This window comes from Dechloromonas sp. ZS-1 (assembly GCF_039649255.1).
Classification (GTDB): Bacteria; Pseudomonadota; Gammaproteobacteria; order Burkholderiales; family Rhodocyclaceae; genus Azonexus.
Genome location: NZ_JBDIYD010000014.1, coordinates 41303 through 57666, shown reverse-complemented (window position 1 = coordinate 57666; position 16364 = coordinate 41303). Strand labels below are relative to the sequence as shown.

At 65.5% G+C, this 16364-nt stretch carries 18 protein-coding genes; 6 read left to right on the top strand and 12 right to left on the bottom strand.

Features of this window, described 5'->3' with window-relative positions; translation table 11 throughout:
* Positions 1-8: 8 nt before the first annotated feature.
* The 6 genes from putA to AACO21_RS14230 all read right to left on the bottom strand — a co-directional run bounded on the left by putA (position 9) and on the right by AACO21_RS14230 (position 8927).
* A complete protein-coding gene (putA, locus tag AACO21_RS14255) occupies positions 9-3611 on the bottom strand; it encodes a bifunctional proline dehydrogenase/L-glutamate gamma-semialdehyde dehydrogenase PutA (RefSeq protein WP_346193193.1) in 3603 nt (1200 codons plus the stop codon).
* 2 nt (positions 3612-3613) lie between these two features.
* Entirely contained in the window at positions 3614-4096 is a 483-nt protein-coding gene (locus tag AACO21_RS14250; RefSeq protein WP_346193192.1) for an Lrp/AsnC ligand binding domain-containing protein, read from the bottom strand.
* 14 nt (positions 4097-4110) lie between these two features.
* Positions 4111-4953 carry a pyrroline-5-carboxylate reductase gene (gene proC, locus AACO21_RS14245; RefSeq protein WP_346193191.1) on the bottom strand — a complete coding sequence of 281 codons (843 nt, stop codon included), beginning with the start codon at positions 4951-4953 and terminating at the stop codon, positions 4111-4113.
* A 175-nt stretch (positions 4954-5128) separates the two neighbouring features.
* The gene (locus AACO21_RS14240) at positions 5129-6976 is read right to left on the bottom strand and encodes a TRAP transporter large permease subunit (protein WP_346193190.1); all 1848 of its coding nucleotides are present in this window, start codon (positions 6974-6976) and stop codon (positions 5129-5131) included.
* A 3-nt stretch (positions 6977-6979) separates the two neighbouring features.
* The gene (gene dctP / locus AACO21_RS14235; RefSeq protein WP_346193189.1) at positions 6980-7978 is read right to left on the bottom strand and encodes a TRAP transporter substrate-binding protein DctP; all 999 of its coding nucleotides are present in this window, start codon (positions 7976-7978) and stop codon (positions 6980-6982) included.
* Positions 7979-8000: 22 nt separating this feature from the next.
* Positions 8001-8927, bottom strand: coding sequence for a TRAP transporter TatT component family protein (locus tag AACO21_RS14230; protein ID WP_346193188.1), 927 nt, complete (start codon positions 8925-8927; stop codon positions 8001-8003).
* Between the two features lie 143 nt (positions 8928-9070).
* On the opposite strand from AACO21_RS14230, the gene AACO21_RS14225 reads away from it, so the two are divergent.
* From AACO21_RS14225 to AACO21_RS14200, 6 genes are read left to right on the top strand one after another with little or no spacing between them, the layout of a single operon-like run.
* Entirely contained in the window at positions 9071-9382 is a 312-nt protein-coding gene (locus AACO21_RS14225) for a hypothetical protein (RefSeq protein ID WP_346193187.1), read from the top strand.
* Positions 9383-9433: 51 nt separating this feature from the next.
* Positions 9434-10282, top strand: a complete 849-nt coding sequence (locus AACO21_RS14220) for a DUF692 domain-containing protein (RefSeq protein WP_346193186.1) — start codon at positions 9434-9436, stop codon at positions 10280-10282.
* Positions 10279-11019 carry a putative DNA-binding domain-containing protein gene (locus AACO21_RS14215; RefSeq protein WP_346193185.1) on the top strand — a complete coding sequence of 247 codons (741 nt, stop codon included), beginning with the start codon at positions 10279-10281 and terminating at the stop codon, positions 11017-11019. Before AACO21_RS14220 ends, AACO21_RS14215 begins: the two co-directional genes overlap by 4 nt.
* Entirely contained in the window at positions 11016-11507 is a 492-nt protein-coding gene (locus AACO21_RS14210) for a DoxX family protein (RefSeq protein ID WP_346193184.1), read from the top strand. Before AACO21_RS14215 ends, AACO21_RS14210 begins: the two co-directional genes overlap by 4 nt.
* A 13-nt stretch (positions 11508-11520) precedes the next feature.
* Positions 11521-12102 (top strand): sigma-70 family RNA polymerase sigma factor, encoded by a 582-nt coding sequence (locus tag AACO21_RS14205; protein ID WP_346193183.1) that lies wholly within the window; start codon positions 11521-11523, stop codon positions 12100-12102.
* Positions 12096-12287: a zf-HC2 domain-containing protein gene (locus tag AACO21_RS14200; protein WP_346193182.1), complete on the top strand. Its 192-nt coding sequence runs from the start codon at positions 12096-12098 to the stop codon at positions 12285-12287. The genes AACO21_RS14205 and AACO21_RS14200 overlap by 7 nt, the downstream gene beginning before the upstream one ends.
* Before the next feature lie 20 nt (positions 12288-12307).
* Here the strand turns inward: AACO21_RS14200 and AACO21_RS14195 are convergent, their stop codons facing one another.
* The 6 genes from AACO21_RS14195 to ruvX form a co-directional block, all read right to left on the bottom strand.
* Positions 12308-12667: a hypothetical protein gene (locus tag AACO21_RS14195; protein ID WP_346193181.1), complete on the bottom strand. Its 360-nt coding sequence runs from the start codon at positions 12665-12667 to the stop codon at positions 12308-12310.
* 148 nt (positions 12668-12815) lie between these two features.
* Positions 12816-13127 carry a ComEA family DNA-binding protein gene (locus AACO21_RS14190; RefSeq protein WP_346193180.1) on the bottom strand — a complete coding sequence of 104 codons (312 nt, stop codon included), beginning with the start codon at positions 13125-13127 and terminating at the stop codon, positions 12816-12818.
* A 113-nt stretch (positions 13128-13240) separates the two neighbouring features.
* Complete coding sequence (locus AACO21_RS14185) at positions 13241-14491, bottom strand: dihydroorotase (protein WP_346193179.1); 1251 nt, start codon at positions 14489-14491, stop codon at positions 13241-13243.
* A gap of 4 nt (positions 14492-14495) precedes the next feature.
* Positions 14496-15455, bottom strand: coding sequence for an aspartate carbamoyltransferase catalytic subunit (locus AACO21_RS14180; protein ID WP_346193178.1), 960 nt, complete (start codon positions 15453-15455; stop codon positions 14496-14498).
* Positions 15448-15954, bottom strand: a complete 507-nt coding sequence (gene pyrR / locus AACO21_RS14175) for a bifunctional pyr operon transcriptional regulator/uracil phosphoribosyltransferase PyrR (RefSeq protein WP_346193177.1) — start codon at positions 15952-15954, stop codon at positions 15448-15450. The genes AACO21_RS14180 and pyrR overlap by 8 nt, the downstream gene beginning before the upstream one ends.
* Positions 15947-16363: a Holliday junction resolvase RuvX gene (gene ruvX / locus AACO21_RS14170; RefSeq protein WP_346193176.1), complete on the bottom strand. Its 417-nt coding sequence runs from the start codon at positions 16361-16363 to the stop codon at positions 15947-15949. Before ruvX ends, pyrR begins: the two co-directional genes overlap by 8 nt.
* Between the last annotated feature and the right edge of the window lies 1 nt (position 16364).

The window sequence follows — 16364 nt, the reverse complement described above, 5'->3', positions numbered from 1 at the left end:
AACTCCTTTCATGCCCCAAGGGTCATCAGGCTGGTGTTGCCGCCGGCCGCGGTGGTATTCACGCTGACCACCCGCTCGGCGAGCATCCGGTACAAGGGATAACGTCCACTGCTGTCGGCAGTGTAGACCGGAATCAGGGCGCCGGGTTCAGCCGCCAGCGCCTGCTGGCGACCGGCATCCGCCCCCACCTGCAGGACGCCGGCCAAGCCGGTATAACTGGCCGCCGAGCGTAAGGCAATTACCTCAGCCAGGCTGCCGGGCAGCGCGGCGCGCATTTTCCGGCCAAAATCATCGTCGACCGTCGCCACCGTGTTGCCGGCGGCAAAGGCCGCCGCCAGCTGATGCAGCCACTCGGCTTCCGTTCCCGCCGTACACAGCAGCCGACCGCGCGGCGCAAAGCGCAGTACATTGCGCTCCCCGGTCGGGCCGGGCAGTCGGAACTCGCGTTGCAGCAGGCTGAGCTCGGCATACTCGGTGCATTGGCGGGCCAAGGTACGACGACCGCTGGCAAAGGCCCATTCGGCCAATTGCCGGAACGGTGAGGCGGGATCGAGCGGTTCGGCCACCGGCTCGCCACCGGGCAGGGCCTGCGGACTCCCCGCCAGACGATGCAGATAGAGCGGCCCCCCTGCCTTCGGCCCCGTGCCGGACAAGCCTTCGCCGCCAAATGGCTGGACACCGACCACGGCACCGACCATGTTGCGATTGACGTAGATATTGCCGACATGCGCCTGCGCCGTGATGAAATCGATGGTCTCGTCGATCCGGCTATGCACGCCCAGCGTCAGGCCATAGCCCAGCTGATTGATCCCGTCGACCAGACGGGGCAGCTTGTCGCCGCCGAAGCGCAGAACATGTACCACCGGCCCGAATACTTCCGCCGTCAGATCAGCCAGCGAATCGATCTCGATCAGGGTGGGCGGCACGAAGGTACCGGCTTCGCACGCGGCAGGAAGCGGCAGCTGAAAAACAGCCCGCCCCCGCGCCCGCATGCGCTCGATATGCGCCAGCAGCGCCGCCTGTGCCGGCGCATCGATGACCGGCCCGATATCAGTCTGCAGACTGCCCGGATTGCCGATCACCTGCTCTTGCAGGGCGGCTTTCAGAAGCGCCAGCGTCCGCTCGGCAATGTCGGTTTGCAGGCAGAGTACGCGCAAGGCCGAGCAACGCTGGCCGGCGCTATCGAAGCCGGAGCTCAGCACATCCTGCACGACCTGCTCGGGCAGGGCCGAGGAGTCCACGATCATCGCATTCTGGCCGCCGGTTTCGGCGATCAGGCAGACCTCGGGACGCGGTGCGATGGCCTGGTTGATCAGGCGAGCCACCTCGGTCGAACCGGTAAACACGATCCGGCGCACCCGGGGATCGGCCGTCAGGGCGGCGCCCACCGTTTCACCCGCCCCCGGCAGGCACTGCAGCGCGACCGGCGGAATCCCCGCGGCCCGCATCAATTCGACGGCACGGTGAGCAATCAGCGGCGTCTGCTCGGCCGGCTTGGCAACAACGGGACACCCCGCGGCCAGAGCAGCGCTCACTTCGCCGACAAAAATGGCCAGCGGGAAATTCCAGGGACTGATGCACACCGCGACCCCCGGCGGCGAGCCGGTCGCCGGCAGTTCGCCGCTCAACAACTGGGCGGCGTAATAGCGGCAGAAATCGACCGCTTCGCGGATTTCCGCCACGGCATTGGTCCAGGTCTTGCCGGCTTCACGGACGCACAGGCTGATCAGGGCCAGACGCTCCGCCTCGAAGGCATCGGCCACGCGCAACAGGCAGGCGGCGCGCTCGCCCGGCGGGGTGGCATACCAACTGTCGACGGCCGCAAAAGCGGCACTCAGTGCAAGGTCGACCGTCGCCGTGTCGGCCATGATCACCTCACCGACGATATCGTCCCTTTGCGCCGGATTGCGTACGGTCAGGCGTGTTGAGCCAGCCGCTTCGGCACCACTGACCAGCGGCGCCGCCTGCCAGCGCCGCCCGGCCAGGGCTGCCAGCGCCGGTGCGACCTCGGCCAGGACGGTTTCGTCACTCAGATCCAGGCCCGCCGAATTGCGCCGGGCCGGCCCGTACAAGGCGGGCGGCAAGGGAATCGCCTGATGCGGCAGACCACCGCTGCGCACCACTTGATCAAGCAGATCTTCGATCAGTTGTTCGATGGAGACCGCCTCATCGACGATGCGATTGACGAAGGAGGAATTGGCGCCATTTTCCAGCAGGCGGCGTACCAGATAGGGCAGCAGGGTTTCATGCGTCCCGACCGGCGCATAAATGCGGCAGGGTTTGCCCAGGCCGCCCGCCGCCAGCGGGCCGACCACGTTGTCGTAGAGCGGCTCGCCCATGCCGTGCAGGCACTGGAACTCGTAGTCCTCAACCCCGCGCGCCTGGGCCAGCGCATGCACGCTGGCCAGGGTATGGGCATTGTGCGTGGCGAACTGCGGATACACCGCATCGGGCGCCGCCAGCAGGCGCTCGGCGCAGACCAGATAGGCCAGATCGGAATGTGCCTTGCGGGTGTAGACCGGGTAGTCAGCCAGCCCATCCACCTGGGCGCGCTTGATTTCGCTGTCCCAGTAGGCGCCCTTGACCAGACGGATCATGAAGCGCCGGCCATGCTGGCGGGCCAGGGCGACCAGCCAGTCGATCACGGCCGGACAGCGCTTCTGGTAGGCCTGCACGACAAAGCCCATGCCGTCCCAGCCGGCCAGCTCGGGATCCGCTGCCAGGGCGGCAAAAAGGTCGAGCGACAGTTCCAGCCGATCCGCCTCCTCGGCGTCGATATTGACCCCGATGTCGTAGCCGCGGGCCAGCTGCATCAAGTCTTTCAGGCGCGGCAACAGCTCCGCCATGACGCGTTCGCGCTGCGCCCGGACATAGCGCGGATGCAGCGCCGAGAGCTTGATCGAGATGCCCGGCCCGGCCTGCACGCCACGGCCGTCCGCCGCCTGGCCGATGGCGTGAATGGCCGCGCGGTAGGCTGCAGAGTAGCGCTCGGCATCGGCAGCGGTGAGCGCGGCCTCGCCCAGCATGTCGAAGGAGTGGCGATAACCGCGCGCCTCGTTGTGCAGGCTGCGCGCCAGCGCCGCGTCGATATCCTCGCCCATGACGAACTGCTGGCCGAGGAGGCGCATGGCGAAATCGACGCCTTTGCGGATCAGCGGCTCACCGCCCCGCGCCAGCACCTTGCTCAAGGCCGTGCCGAGCGCACCGTGCGGATGCGTGGCCACCAGCTTGCCGGTCAGCATCAGCCCCCAGGTCGCGGCATTCACGAACAGCGAGGGACTGCCGCCCAGGTGCGATTTCCAGTCGCCATGGCTGATTTTGTCGCGAATCAGACGGTCGACCGTCGCGCTGTCCGGAATCCGCAGCAGGGCTTCGGCGAGACACATCAAGGCGATGCCTTCCTGGCTGGACAGGGAGAACTCGTGCATCAGGTGATCGACGCCGCTCGCTGCGCTGCGTTGGCGGCGCACCGCTTCGACCAGGCCATAGGCCTGCTCGCGCACCCCGCGACGATTCGGCGCCACACGTCGCCAGGCTTCGGCCAGCGTCTGCAGACAGGCCGCTTCGTCAGCCCGGTAATGCGCACGAATCCGGCTTCTCAAGACGTCCATGCTCAGCCCCTTTCCTGCAAGTGAGCGAGGCCGATCGCAGACGATTCCTTGACCGCCTCCATGACCGGGTAGCTGTGCGTTTCCCGGATGCCCGGAATACCGGACAACACGGCGCCGAGGAAGTTGCGATAGGCCGCCATGTCGGGCACGCGCACCTTGAGCAGGTAGTCGTAACCGCCGGCCACCATGTGGCATTCCTGTATTTCCGGGATGGCGCGCACGGCCGCGCGGAAATCGTCAAAAGCCGTTTGCGAGGTCTGCGCCAGGCTGATCTGGACAAAGACGGTCAGGCCCAGGCCCAGGCTGGCGGGCGCCAGGCAGGCCATGTAACCGCTGATATAGCCCGCCGCTTCGAGCGACTTCACGCGCTCCAGACAAGGCGTGGGCGAGAGGCCGACCTGGCGCGCCAGGGCCACGTTGGTCATGCGGCCGTCGGCTTGCAGGGCGGCCAGGATATCGAGATCGATCTGATCGAGTTTATGCATGGGAGAACTCCAATTTATTCGGCACGGGCCAGTTCGCCAGCCCGCTGATGCGCGGCGGCCACCCCATCGGCCAGGATGCGCGGCAAGGCGTCGGGCTGCTCCATGACGCGCAGGCCGGCTTCGGTCGTGCCCTTCGGGCTGCAGACCGCCGCCTTGAGCACGGTGGCAGGACGCGGATCGGCCGCCAACTGGGCCGCCGCACCGATCACGGTCTGACGCGCCAGACGGGCCGCCAGAGCGGGCGTCAGCCCCTGCGCCACCCCGGCGGCAGCCAGATGCTCGACAAAGGCGAAGACATAGCCCGGACCGCTGCCCGCCAGCGCCGTGGCCGCATCGATCTGCGCTTCATCCGGCAACCAATCGACCGAGCCCACCGCGGCAAACACCCCTTCCGCCAAAACCAGATCCGCCACTGACAGCGCGCAGGCAAACAAGGTGCTGGCCCCCGCCCCGACGACCACCGGCAGGTTGGGCATGGCGCGCACGAGCCGCTGATGGCCGTTCAAGCCGGCCTGCAGCCGGGCCAGCGGCGTACCGGCCGCAATCGAGATGACCAAGGCCGGGGCCACGCATTCGATCAGCGCCGGCAAGGCCTGGCCGAGCAATTGGGGCTTGACGGCCAGAATGACGATATCGGGAACAAAAGCGCCGGCCGCCGCCAGGTCGGCATACACCGTCACCGGCGAAACCGGCGGCAACAGGCTGCGCGCCCGGGCGGGGTCCGGGTCGATGGCGATGACCCGGGCCGCAGGATGCGCCCGGACATAACCGGCGGCCAGCGCGGCGCCCATGTTGCCGCACCCGACCACCAGCACACACGGGCCAACGGCGCCCTCGCCAACCAAATCTGCTGCCATAACACGTAACTCCAGTGAATTTCGCTACCAAAGCGATGACACGGCGGAGTCTATTCGAGCAAATTCGTTTACTCAAGCATATTTTTCTGCAAATAAATCAATATTCAGGCACGAATTTTGGCGTTCGATCCCAATGCAGAATTTATCTCTGAAAATCGAAAAATAACCGAATAAATCACTGCAACCACCACCCCGGCAACGCCGTCGCCAGGAAGGGCAAGGCGGAGATGATCAAGGCGCCGCAGAACATCGCAAGCAGCGCCGGCAGGATAGCCACGGCCACCTGGCGGATCGGTTTGTCGAACATGGCCGAGGCGAAATAGAGGTTCATGCCGGCGGGCGGACAGAGAAAGCCCATTTCCAGATTGGCCAGGAAAATCACCCCGAAATGCAGCGGATCGATGCCGTAAGCCAGGGCCACCGGCAGCAGGAGCGGCACGAGTACGATGATGGCGGCGTAAATTTCCATCAGCGCACCGGCAATCAGCAGGAAAACGTTGAGCGCGATCAGGAAGGCCCAGCGGTTGGGCAGCACGCCCTGCACCCACTCGACGGCGGCGTCCGGAATACCCGCGTCGATCAGGTAATTGGTCAGGCCCAGGGCCATGCCGAGGATGAGCATGATGCCGCCGATCACCTCGACGCAATTGACCACCACCCGGCCCAGCGCAGCGCCATCCAGCTCGCGGTGTGCCCAGGCCTGGGTCAGGATGGCATAGGCCGCGGTCAGCGCCGCACTCTCGGTCGGCGTGGCCAGGCCGCTGACCAGCGAACCGATGGCCACCACCGGGGCCAGCAGTTCCCAGCGCGCGGCCCAGGCAGCCGTACGGGCCAGGGCGAAATCGGGCCGGATCGCGCGGTCGACCGTCAGCCCCGTGCGCCGCAAAAAGCCGCCGATGAGCAGCAGGCAGGCAATCATCACCAGCGCCGGCAAGACACCGGCCAGGAACATTGCATTGATCGGCACGCGCGCGATGATGGCAAACATGATCAGGGGCACCGCCGGCGCCAGCAGCACGCCCAGCGCGCTGGCGCTGGTCACCAGGCCGATGCCGCGCGACTCGGGAAAACCGGCCCGCGTCAGCAAGGGGAGCAAGAGGCCGCCGAGCGCGAGGATGGTCACGCCGCTGCCGCCGGTCAGGGCGGTAAAGCCGGAACACAGCACGGCACCGGCCACGGCCGTACCGCGCGCACCGCCGCCAAAGAGCGCCGTGAACAAGGTACTCAGACGGGCCGCCGCCCCGGATCGGGCAAGCACCAGGCCAGCCAGCGTAAACAGCGGCAAGGCAGGCAAGGAAGGATTGACCGTGATCTGGTAGTGACTGAGCGGCACCGCAGCGAGCGGCTGCCCTTCCGACCAAAACAGGGCGAGCGCCAGCCCGCCGAGCACGGCAAAGACCGGTGCACCGCAGAGCAGGATCAGGCCCAGCCAGAGCGCAAACGGCCAGAGCGGCAAAATGGCCCCGTCCAGCCGGTCGACCGTCAGCCAGCCCAGCAGCGGCAGGAGCAAGGCCGGCACACACCGCCAGCGCAGCCATCCGGCCCCCGCGTCCGTGCGCCCCACCGGCCCCGGCATGCCGACCTGGCTGCCCAGGCGCACCGCGAGCCAGAGGAAACCGAGCGGCATGGCCAGTTGAAACAGACTGGCCGGAATGCCATAGGCGATATCGTGGGCCGCCCCCCATTCGCTCTCGACAAAACGGGCGCTGGCCTGGGCCAGCATGCCGGCGATCAGCGCCGAGCTGCCTTGCGCGAAGGCGCGGGCGAGCCCCCGCAGGCGCGGATTCGCGCTGCCCGAGAAGCCCGGCCCCAGCGAGGTCAGATGCCCGCCACGCTCGGCCACCAAGGCCCCGAACATGGCAAGCCAGAGGCCAAAATGCTGCACGAACAACGGTGCATTGGCGATGCCTTTGCCGAGCAGCGGGCGCAGCAGCATTTCGGCCAAGGGCACCAGCAACATCAGGACGAGCGCGCCGCCCGCCAGCAGGCGCTCAAGGCCGGAAAAACCGCTTCGCACCCGCATCGCTCAGGGCTTTCCGGCGCGATAGGCCTTCAGGTGGGCCAGCACCTCGTCAAAGGTCTCGGCCGGTACCAGCTTGCCGCGGATCTGCGGATAGAGCGCCTCGGCCAACGCCTGCCACTCCTTGATTTGGGCCGCGTTCGGGGTGTTGACCGTCAGACCGCGTTTTTTCATCGCGTCGACTGCCTCATCCACTTCCTTGCGCGCCTGGGCGCGAATCTGCGCACCGACCGTCGCCCCCGCTTCGCGCAGGCGCTGCTGTCCCTCCGGCGTCATCTCGTCCCACGCCTTCCGGGTGATGACCAGCGCGCCGACGATGGGCGCCCAGTTGAGATCCAGCATGTTCGGGGCACTGGTATAGATCTGCGTGGCCAGCGCGAAATACGGCGTGCAGGGCACGGCATCGATCATGCCGGTCTGGATCGACGGCAGGATGTCGCTGGTTTCGAGCGGCACCGGGGTATAGCCCAGGCGCTTCATGATTTCCTGCTGCTCGGATTCACCGCCCCAGGCAAAAAAGCGGGCCGTTTTGTAATCCTCCGGCCGCAGGGCACCCTTCTTCGAGAAAAAGCGCACCCAGCCGGCATCACCCCAGGCGAGCACGACAAAGCCTTTATCGAGGAATTTCTTCTCCATGGCCGGGCGCATTTTTTCGCGCACGTAATCCACTTCTTCCCAATTGCGGAACATCAGCGGCATGTTCTGCAAGGCGGCAATCGACGGCTCGATCTCGCGCAGCCCGACCACCGACATCAGCCCGCCCTGCAACTGGCCGATGCGCATGCGGCGCACCATGTCGGTCTCGCCCCCCTGGCTGCCATCCGGATAGACCAGGTATTTCCCGCCGCCCTGCGCCGTGCGCCAGGCTTCGCCGAGCACCATCAACTGGCGGTGATAGAGCGAATTCTTGGGTGCAAGTGTGCCGATGCGCAATTGCTTCTCGGCAGCCAGCGCGTGACAGGCCAGACAAGCGCCCAGCACGAGTGCGAACAGACGTCGGATCATGAAGAACTCCTAGAGGATCGGTTCAGAACAGGTCGGGGGCCTGTTCGAGCAGCCAGGCGGCACGCCGCCGCATGACTTCGTTCTGAAGGGCATCGGGGCTATCCGGGTCGACAGTCACGGCCAGGGCCTGGCGCAGATCGGCTTCAAAGGCGGCCCGATCGCCGGCCGGCAAAGCCAGGGCTTCGGCCCGACTGACGAAGGGCCCCGCGCAGCAGCCATCCGCCAAGGCAATGGCCTGGGCGAAGTGCTGCACGGCTTGGCGCCGATCACCGCCCGGCCGGCTGGCTTCGAAAGTGCCCCGCAAGCTGGCCAAGGCGCCCTTGCCCCAGTTCGCATCCCGGCGCGCCGCCCACTCGGCGAGGCGGACGGCCAGCGGCAGATCCGCCACCACCTCCGGCGCATCCTTGGCCAAGGCAATCCAGCTGCCCCAGGCGGCAGAAGCCCAATAGGCAAGCCCGATCTCGTCGGCACGCAGCGTCGGCCAGCGCTCAGGATCGGCATCCTGCAAGCGGGTCCGGAAAGCCGGATGGCGGCTTTCCAGTGCGGCCAGCGCATGGCGGGTCGCGCGCGCATAGAGCGCCGCGGCGCGCTGGCGCAGCCGGCTCGCGGCCTGGGCATCCTGCGCCTCCACGCGATCGGCCTCGAAGGCGACGAAGGCGTAGGCGTATTGGGTGAAGCCGGCACTCACACTCGTGGCCAGACCGACATGGCCGGGCTGACGCAGCAGCATCGATTCAGACAGCTTCAGATAGAAGGGCGCCGCATCCCGTGCGAGCGCGAGGTCGGGCTCGGCAGCGAGGCCGGCATGGGCCAGTTCGTCGGCCACGCCACCGATCACCATCTGACGGGGCGAACAGGCGCTCAGCCCCAGACACAGGCAGGAGGCCAGGACAAAAGCGCGCCAGGCGTCGGCACGCATGAAAGCGGGGGTGGGCAGGGCAGTAGACATCCCGCCAGCCTAGTGACCCGAGATTACCGGCCCGTGACAAAAAAATTTTGCCCCCCCCTGTAAGAAATCAGCGCCCCCGTGCGACCAAGGCACAGGAACGCAATTTCGCGTGTCCGACAAACCCGATCCCAAGGAGATAGATCATGAAAAAGCAAACCCTCGTCGCCCTCGCTTCCGGTTCCGTCCTGGCTGCCACCCTGCTCGCCCCGGCCGCCCACGCTGCCAGCGACAGCCCCTTTGCCGCCAAGCAGTTGAGCGCCGGCTACCAGCTCGCCCAGGCCGACAAAAAGGCCGACGGCAAATGCGGCGAAGCGAAGTGCGGTGCCCAGAAAGCGGGCGCAGACAAGAAGGCGGACGGCAAGTGCGGTGAGGCCAAATGCGGCGCCGACAAGAAAGCCGGTGACAAGAAGAAGGATGGCAAGTGCGGTGAAGCCAAGTGTGGCGCCAAGAAGTGATTTTTTGACGACTGCGATGGGGGTGCGCCCCCATCGCTTCAGGGAGCAATCATGAAAAACAGACCGATTCACGGCGCCGGGCTCGGCTTCCGGCGCGAGCTGATCGAGGCACTGAAAGCAGGCGTACCCGAGCACATCGATTTTTTCGAAGTCGCCCCGGAAAACTGGGCCGACATGGGCGGCCGCTCAGCGCAGGATCTGCGCTACTTCACCGAGCGCCATCCTTTTGTCTGTCACGGCCTCTCCTTGTCGCTGGGCGGGCCGGCACCGCTGGATACGCATCTGCTCCGACGCATCCGCGCCTTCATGGACATGCATCAGATCACGCTCTTCACCGAGCATTTATCGTGGTGCGCCGACGATCACCATCTGTACGAACTGCTGCCCATCCCCTTCAGCGAAAAAGCCATCCGCTGGACGGTCGACCGTATCCGCCAGGCCCAGGACCTCCTCGGCTGCCGGATCGGCATCGAAAACGCCGCCTACTACATTGCCCCGCCCGGCGCCGAAATGAGCGAGACCGACTTCATCCGCGAAGTCCTGACGCGCGCCGATTGCGGTCTGCACCTCGACGTCAACAACATCTACGTCAATAGCCGGAACTTCGGCTTCGACGCGCATGATTTCCTGACCGCCCTGCCACTGGAACGCACCTGCTACATCCACGTGGCCGGGCATTACACCGAGCCGGACGGCTTTCTCATCGATACCCACGGCAACACGGTCAACGACCCTGTCTGGACGCTGCTCGAAACCGCCTACGCCCACATCGGCAAGCCGGTGCCGACCTGCCTGGAGCGCGATTTCAACCTGCCGCCGCTACCGGTGCTGGCCGACGAAGTGCAGCACATTGCCACCCTGCAAGCCAAGGCGCTGAGCGCGCGTCGGGAGGTCGCATGATGCACGCCGATTTCCAGCACTTCCAGCGCAGCTTTGGCCACCATCTGCGCGACCCCCACCATGCCCCCCGGCCTGCCGGGGTCTCGTCACGCGGCTGCGCGGTGTATCAGGAACTGGTCTTCAACAACCTGTGCGGTTTCCTCGACGCCTGCTTTCCCGTCTCCCGCCAGCTTCTGGGCGAGGTGCGCTGGCGGCGGCTGAACCGGACCTTCCTGCGCGACTGGCCGCAGCATTCGCCCTGGTTCCGGGACATTCCCCAGGCCTTCACCCGCTATCTGGCCGAAGGCACCATTGCACAGCCGCTGCCGCGCTGGCTCGCAGACCTGGCGCATTACGAATGGACGGAACTGGTCGTCGACACCCTCGACTGCACCGCCCCGCCGGCCGCCTCCGAGGGCGACCTCATGCAGCGTCCAGTGCGGGTCAATCCGGCCATGCGCCTGGTCCGCTATGACTGGCCGGTGCACCTGATCGGGGAAGATTACCGCCCGCGCCGCCCGCAGCCCACCACGCTCGCCGTGTATCGCGGGCGCGATCTCACCATCCGATTTACCGAACTGAATCCGCTGACCCTGCGCCTGCTCACGTGCCTGCGCCAACCCGGCATGACCGGCCAGCGCGCGGTTGAGCAATTGGCCGCTGAATCAGATTATCCCGCCGCCCAACTGCTTGCCCACGCGCCCCCGCTCCTTGACGCGCTACGCGATCAGGAAATCCTGCTAGGAATCCAGCCATGATCCATTTCTTACGCCCGCTCTTCTCAACCCTGGATGCCATCGGCCTTTGGCTGGGTCTGCTCAGCCTGCGCATTCTGCTGGCTTGGGATTTTTATGAATCCGGCCTGGAAAAACTGCACGGTGAAAACTGGTTTGCCGATATCCAGGATCGCTTTCCCTTCCCGTTCAATCTCGTGCCCCCGGAGGTCAGCTGGCAGATGGCGACCTGGTTCGAACTGATCGGCGCCATCGCCTTGCTGATCGGCCTGGGTACGCGTTTCTTTTCGCTCTCGCTGATCGTGTTGACCGTCGTGGCCATCGCCAGTGTGCACTGGCCCGCCGAATGGCAGACCCTGGGGCAGTTGCTGCAAGGCTACGTCCTGACCGACAATGGCTTCGGCAATTACAAGCTACCGGTCATTTTCATCGGCATGCTGCTGCCACTGTTCTGGATGGGACCGGGCAAACTCTCCGTCGATGCCTGGTTGCGCCGGCGCGACTGTTCTTGAACGGAGACCGAGTTTGCTCGACCACGCCCTGATCGCCAGCCTGCGCCCTGATCTGCTGCGCTTTGCCCAACTGCAGTTGCGGGATGCCGCCCTGGCCGAGGATGCCGTTCAAGACGCCCTGACGGCAGCCATCACCAGCGACCATCAGTTTGCCGGCCGTTCTGCCGTGAAAACCTGGGTTTTCGGCATCTTGCGCAACAAAATTGTCGATCTGATTCGGCAGGACAGCCGGAGCACCAATCTGTCCGCCCTGATCGATGCCGAGGGTGAGGCGCTGGATGAGGCCTACGACGCCCTCTTCAAGGCCAATGCACATTGGCATCCGGCCACCCGGCCCAGTGTCTGGCGCGACCCGGAGGACAGCCTGCAGGACCAGCAATTCTGGACCGTCTTCGAGGTCTGCCTGAATCACCTGCCGGAAAACACGGCCCGCGTCTTCATGATGCGGGAATTTCTTGAATTCGAGACCAGCGAGGTTTGCCAGGAATTGAGTCTGACCACCAGCAACTGTCACGTCATCCTGCACCGCGCCCGCAACGGGCTGCGGCGCTGTCTGGAGAACGGCTGGTTTGCCCCGGGAGAACGCCCATGCTGATGAACTGCAAGGAAAGCACGCAATTGCTCTCCGAAGGCGAGGATCGCCCCCTTGAGGCCGGCGAGCGCCTGAAACTGAAACTCCACCTGCTGAGTTGCCGGGGCTGCCGCAATTACAGCAAACAGCTCCGTTTCATTCGCTCAGCCTGCCGGCAACTGAGCAGCGCCTCCCGCGACGCCAAATAGCGCGCGGAAACGCGGCACGCTTACTCCGGGCGCTTCAGTACGAAGGGGTGCTGGAAGGTGCTGCCCTTGAGGTCGGTGATCTGGATCGACTCCCCTTGGCCGACCAGTTTGACGCGGGCGGTGGCTTCATGGGTAGACGCCGCGCCACGGACCACTTCCTTGATATCGAGGATGATGGGTTCAGGCGCAACCAGGCGCATTTCCAGGGTGGTTTCCGGCTTGCCGGTCGGCGACAGGGTGGTGCCGGACTGCAGGCCCGCCAGTTCCACCTCGAATTCGAGCTGCCCGCCCAGATAGACATCGACGCGGACCGGCTTGGCAGCCAAGACGGGAAGGCTGGTCATCAGACAGGCAGCCGCAAGCAGGAAACGTTTTTTCATCAGGCACTCACACACAGGCGCAATACGGCAAAACACCGCAAAGGTCTATTTTAGCCTGTCACCGCCCAAGCGGCATCTATCATCCCCAAGTTGCTGCCAATATATGGCACGGGGCGGCACCGTCGGCACCACCCCGGCACGGGCTGACTTACTTGCCAGCCGGCCTCGCGGGGGCAGGCTTGCCCGCCGGCGTTTTTGCCATGCCGGCGCCGTCGACCGTCAGCTCTGGCTTCAGCTTGGCCAGGGTCTTCTCGCCAAAGCCTTTGACTGCGCGCAGGTCATCGACCGATTGATAGGGGCCATGCTTGGTCCGGTAATCGACAATCGCCTTGGCCTTGGTTTCACCGATCCCCTTCACGGCATCCAGCTCGGCCACGCTGGCCGTGTTGATGTTGACGGCAGCCAGGGCAAAACCCAGCCCGGCGAGGTAGCACAGGCAGAACGAGACAATGCGTTTCATGTGACCACTCCTCAAAAACCGCACATGCGGCCCATCAATTCTATTGTCATATGACAATTAAATAAACAGGCAAAAAAAGAGCGGCCTCAGCCGCTCTTTCCGGGTGGCGCGTCTTAGCGCTGATAAACCAGCTCACCCCCGACCAGCGTGGCCTTGACCTGGCCGGTCAGGACATAACCCAGCCACGGCGAATTCTTGCCGCGGCTCTTCAAGGCCGCCGGGGTCAGCTGCCATTCGGCGGCGGGGTCGAAGACACAGATGTCCGCCTGTGCGCCTTCGGCCAGCGTCCCGCCGGCCAGCCCGAGCACGGCGGCCGGGTCGCAGGTGATGCGTGCCAGCGCATCCGGCAGGCTGACGCCGGCCTGCTCCGCCCACTTGAGGGTCAGCGGCAGCAGCACTTCCAGCCCGGTTGCGCCCGGCTTTGCCTCGCCAAACGGCAGCAGCTTGTCGTCCGCACCGACCGGCGTGTGGTCGGAGCAGATGGCGGCCACACCACGGGCGGCGGCGGTCGACAGGGCCTGACGGTCCTTTTCGGCGCGCAGCGGCGGAGCAAAACGGGCATGCGGGTTAAAGTAACCGATGTCGTTTTCGGTGAGCAGCAGATGGTGCACGCCGACATCGAAGCTGACCGGCAGCCCTTCGGCCTGCGCCTGGCTGGCCAGCGCCACACCCGCCGCCGAGGAGAGGCGGGTCAGGTGGACGCGGCAGCCGGTATCGCGCACCAGCTGAACGATGGTGGCAATGGCGATGGTTTCGGCCGCAATCGGAATGCCCGCCAGGCCCAGGCGGCTGCCGACCTCGCCGTCATGGGCAAAGCCGTTGCGCGACAGCCAGTAATCCTGCGGCTGCAGCCAGACGGCGAAACCGAAGGTGGCGGCGTATTCCATCGCACGCAGCAGGGCTTCGGTGTCGACCACCGGCTTGCTTGCTTGCGAAAACGCCACGCAGCCGGCCTTCTTGAGCCCGGCCAGTTCGGCCAGACGCTCGCCCTTGAGGCCTAAAGTCAGGGCGCCGAGCGGCAGGACGCGGGCCTTGCCGATTTCTTCGCCGCGATGCACCAGGCGATCGGCGAGTTCCGGCTCGTCGAGCGGCGGATCGGCATCCGGCGGAACCACCACGCTGGTCACGCCACCGGCGACGGCGGCAGCCAGTTCGGCCTCAATGGAGTTCAGACGCGCAGCGAGGTCGATCAGGCCCGGAGCGACGACACAGCCGCTGGCATCGAGCACGGTATCGGCCACGAAGCCGGCGGGTGCCTGGCCGATGCCGACAATCGTGCCCTCGGCGACGAAGAGGCTGGTTTCCCGACGGTCAACGCCGCTTTTCGGGCAAATCACACGGCCATTCTGGATTTCGATATTCATAGCGTTAGTTCCCCGCAACGATGCTCATGACGGCCATGCGCACGGCAATGCCGAAGGTGACCTGGGGCAGGATCACGGCCTGCTCGCCATCGGCCACCGCCGAGTGGATTTCGACGCCGCGGTTCATCGGCCCCGGGTGCATCACGATGGCGTCCGGCTTGGCCAGCGCCAGCTTTTGCGGCGTCAGGCCGTAGTGGCGGAAGTATTCGCCGGCCGAAGGCAGCAGGGCGCCGTTCATGCGCTCATTCTGCAAGCGCAGCATGATGACCACATCGCAATCCTTGAGGCCGGCTTCCATGTCGTGGAAGACATGCACGCCGAGCTTGTCGAGGTGCTTGGGCAGCAGGGTTTCCGGGCCGATGGCGCGCACCTCGGGCACACCCAGGGTGGTCAGGGCATGGATGTCCGAGCGGGCGACACGGGAGTGCAGGATGTCACCGACGATGGCCACGCGCAGGTTGGAAAAATCCTTCTTGTAGTGACGGATCGTGAACATGTCGAGCAGGCCCTGCGTCGGGTGGGCATGTCGACCGTCGCCGGCATTGACGACGTGGATGTCGTCACGGCCGATGCGGCGCAGGTGATCGGCGATCAGGTAAGGCGCGCCGGACGAGGCATGGCGCACGACAAAGAGGTTGGCGTGCATCGCACACAGATTGTCGATGGTATCGAGCAGGGTCTCGCCCTTGGCGGTCGACGACTTGTTGATGTCCAGATTGATGACGTCGGCGGACAGACGCTTGGCCGCAATCTCGAAAGTCGTGCGCGTGCGCGTCGAGTTCTCGAAAAAGAGGTTGAAGACGCTCTTGCCACGCAGCAGCGGCACCTTCTTGACCTCGCGCGCGGAGACTTCCATGAAGGACTCGGCGGTGTCGAGAATCTGCGTCAGGATGGCCTTGGGCAGGGTTTCGATGGAGAGCAGGTGGGTGAGCTGTCCATCGCGGTTCAATTGCGGGTTATGCATGGTCGAGTCTCCAGGCCAGTTGACCGTCGTCGCGGCGGGTCAGGGTCAGGCTTTCTCCGGCCGCCAGCGTCAGCGGCCAGACCATGTGGGTCGGGCCGATCGGCAGTTCGCGCTCGCCGCGGTCGGCCAGCACGGCCAGGCCGACGGAGGCCGGGCGACCATAGTCGAACAGCTCATTGATCGCGGCACGCGTGGTCCGTCCGGTGTAGAGCACGTCATCCACGAGCAGGATGTGACGCCCTTCGACATCGAAAGGAATCGTCGTCGGACGGCACTGCGGGTGCAGGCCTTTTTCGGAGAAATCATCGCGGTAGAAGGACACATCGATCAGGCCGATGTCCTCGTCCAGACCGAGCAGTTCCTTCAGGCGGGCGGCGACCCAGGCGCCACCGCTGTAAATGCCGACGAGGGCGGGACGCTGGTGGAGGTGCGGGCGGATCAGCTCGGCGAGCTGGCGGCACTGCGCCTCGGCGTCAGGCAAGGAGGTGAAATCAGACATGCGAACTTTCGAACCAGGTTTGGAGAATGAGTTGGGCCGCGACGGCGTCCAGCAGCGGCTTGGCGGATTTGCTGTTGCGCCCCGTTTCGCGCAGGCGGGCCTCGGCATCCATCGAGCTCAGGCGCTCGTCGGCATAGGAAACAGGGAGCTTGAAATGTTTTTCCAGGCGCTCACCGAACTTCTGCGCCAGTCGGGTCATCTCGTGCGGCGTGCCGTCCATGTGCGTGGGCAGGCCGACGACCAGCCGCTCCGGCTGCCACTCGGCAACCAGACGCGCGATTTCAGCCAGCCGGTCGGCATTCGATTCGGCACGGATCACGGCCAACGGATGGGCGCTGCCGAGCAGGGTTTCGCCGGTCGCCACGCCAATGCGCTTCTCGCCGAAGTCGAAGGCCAGGACGGTCCCCACG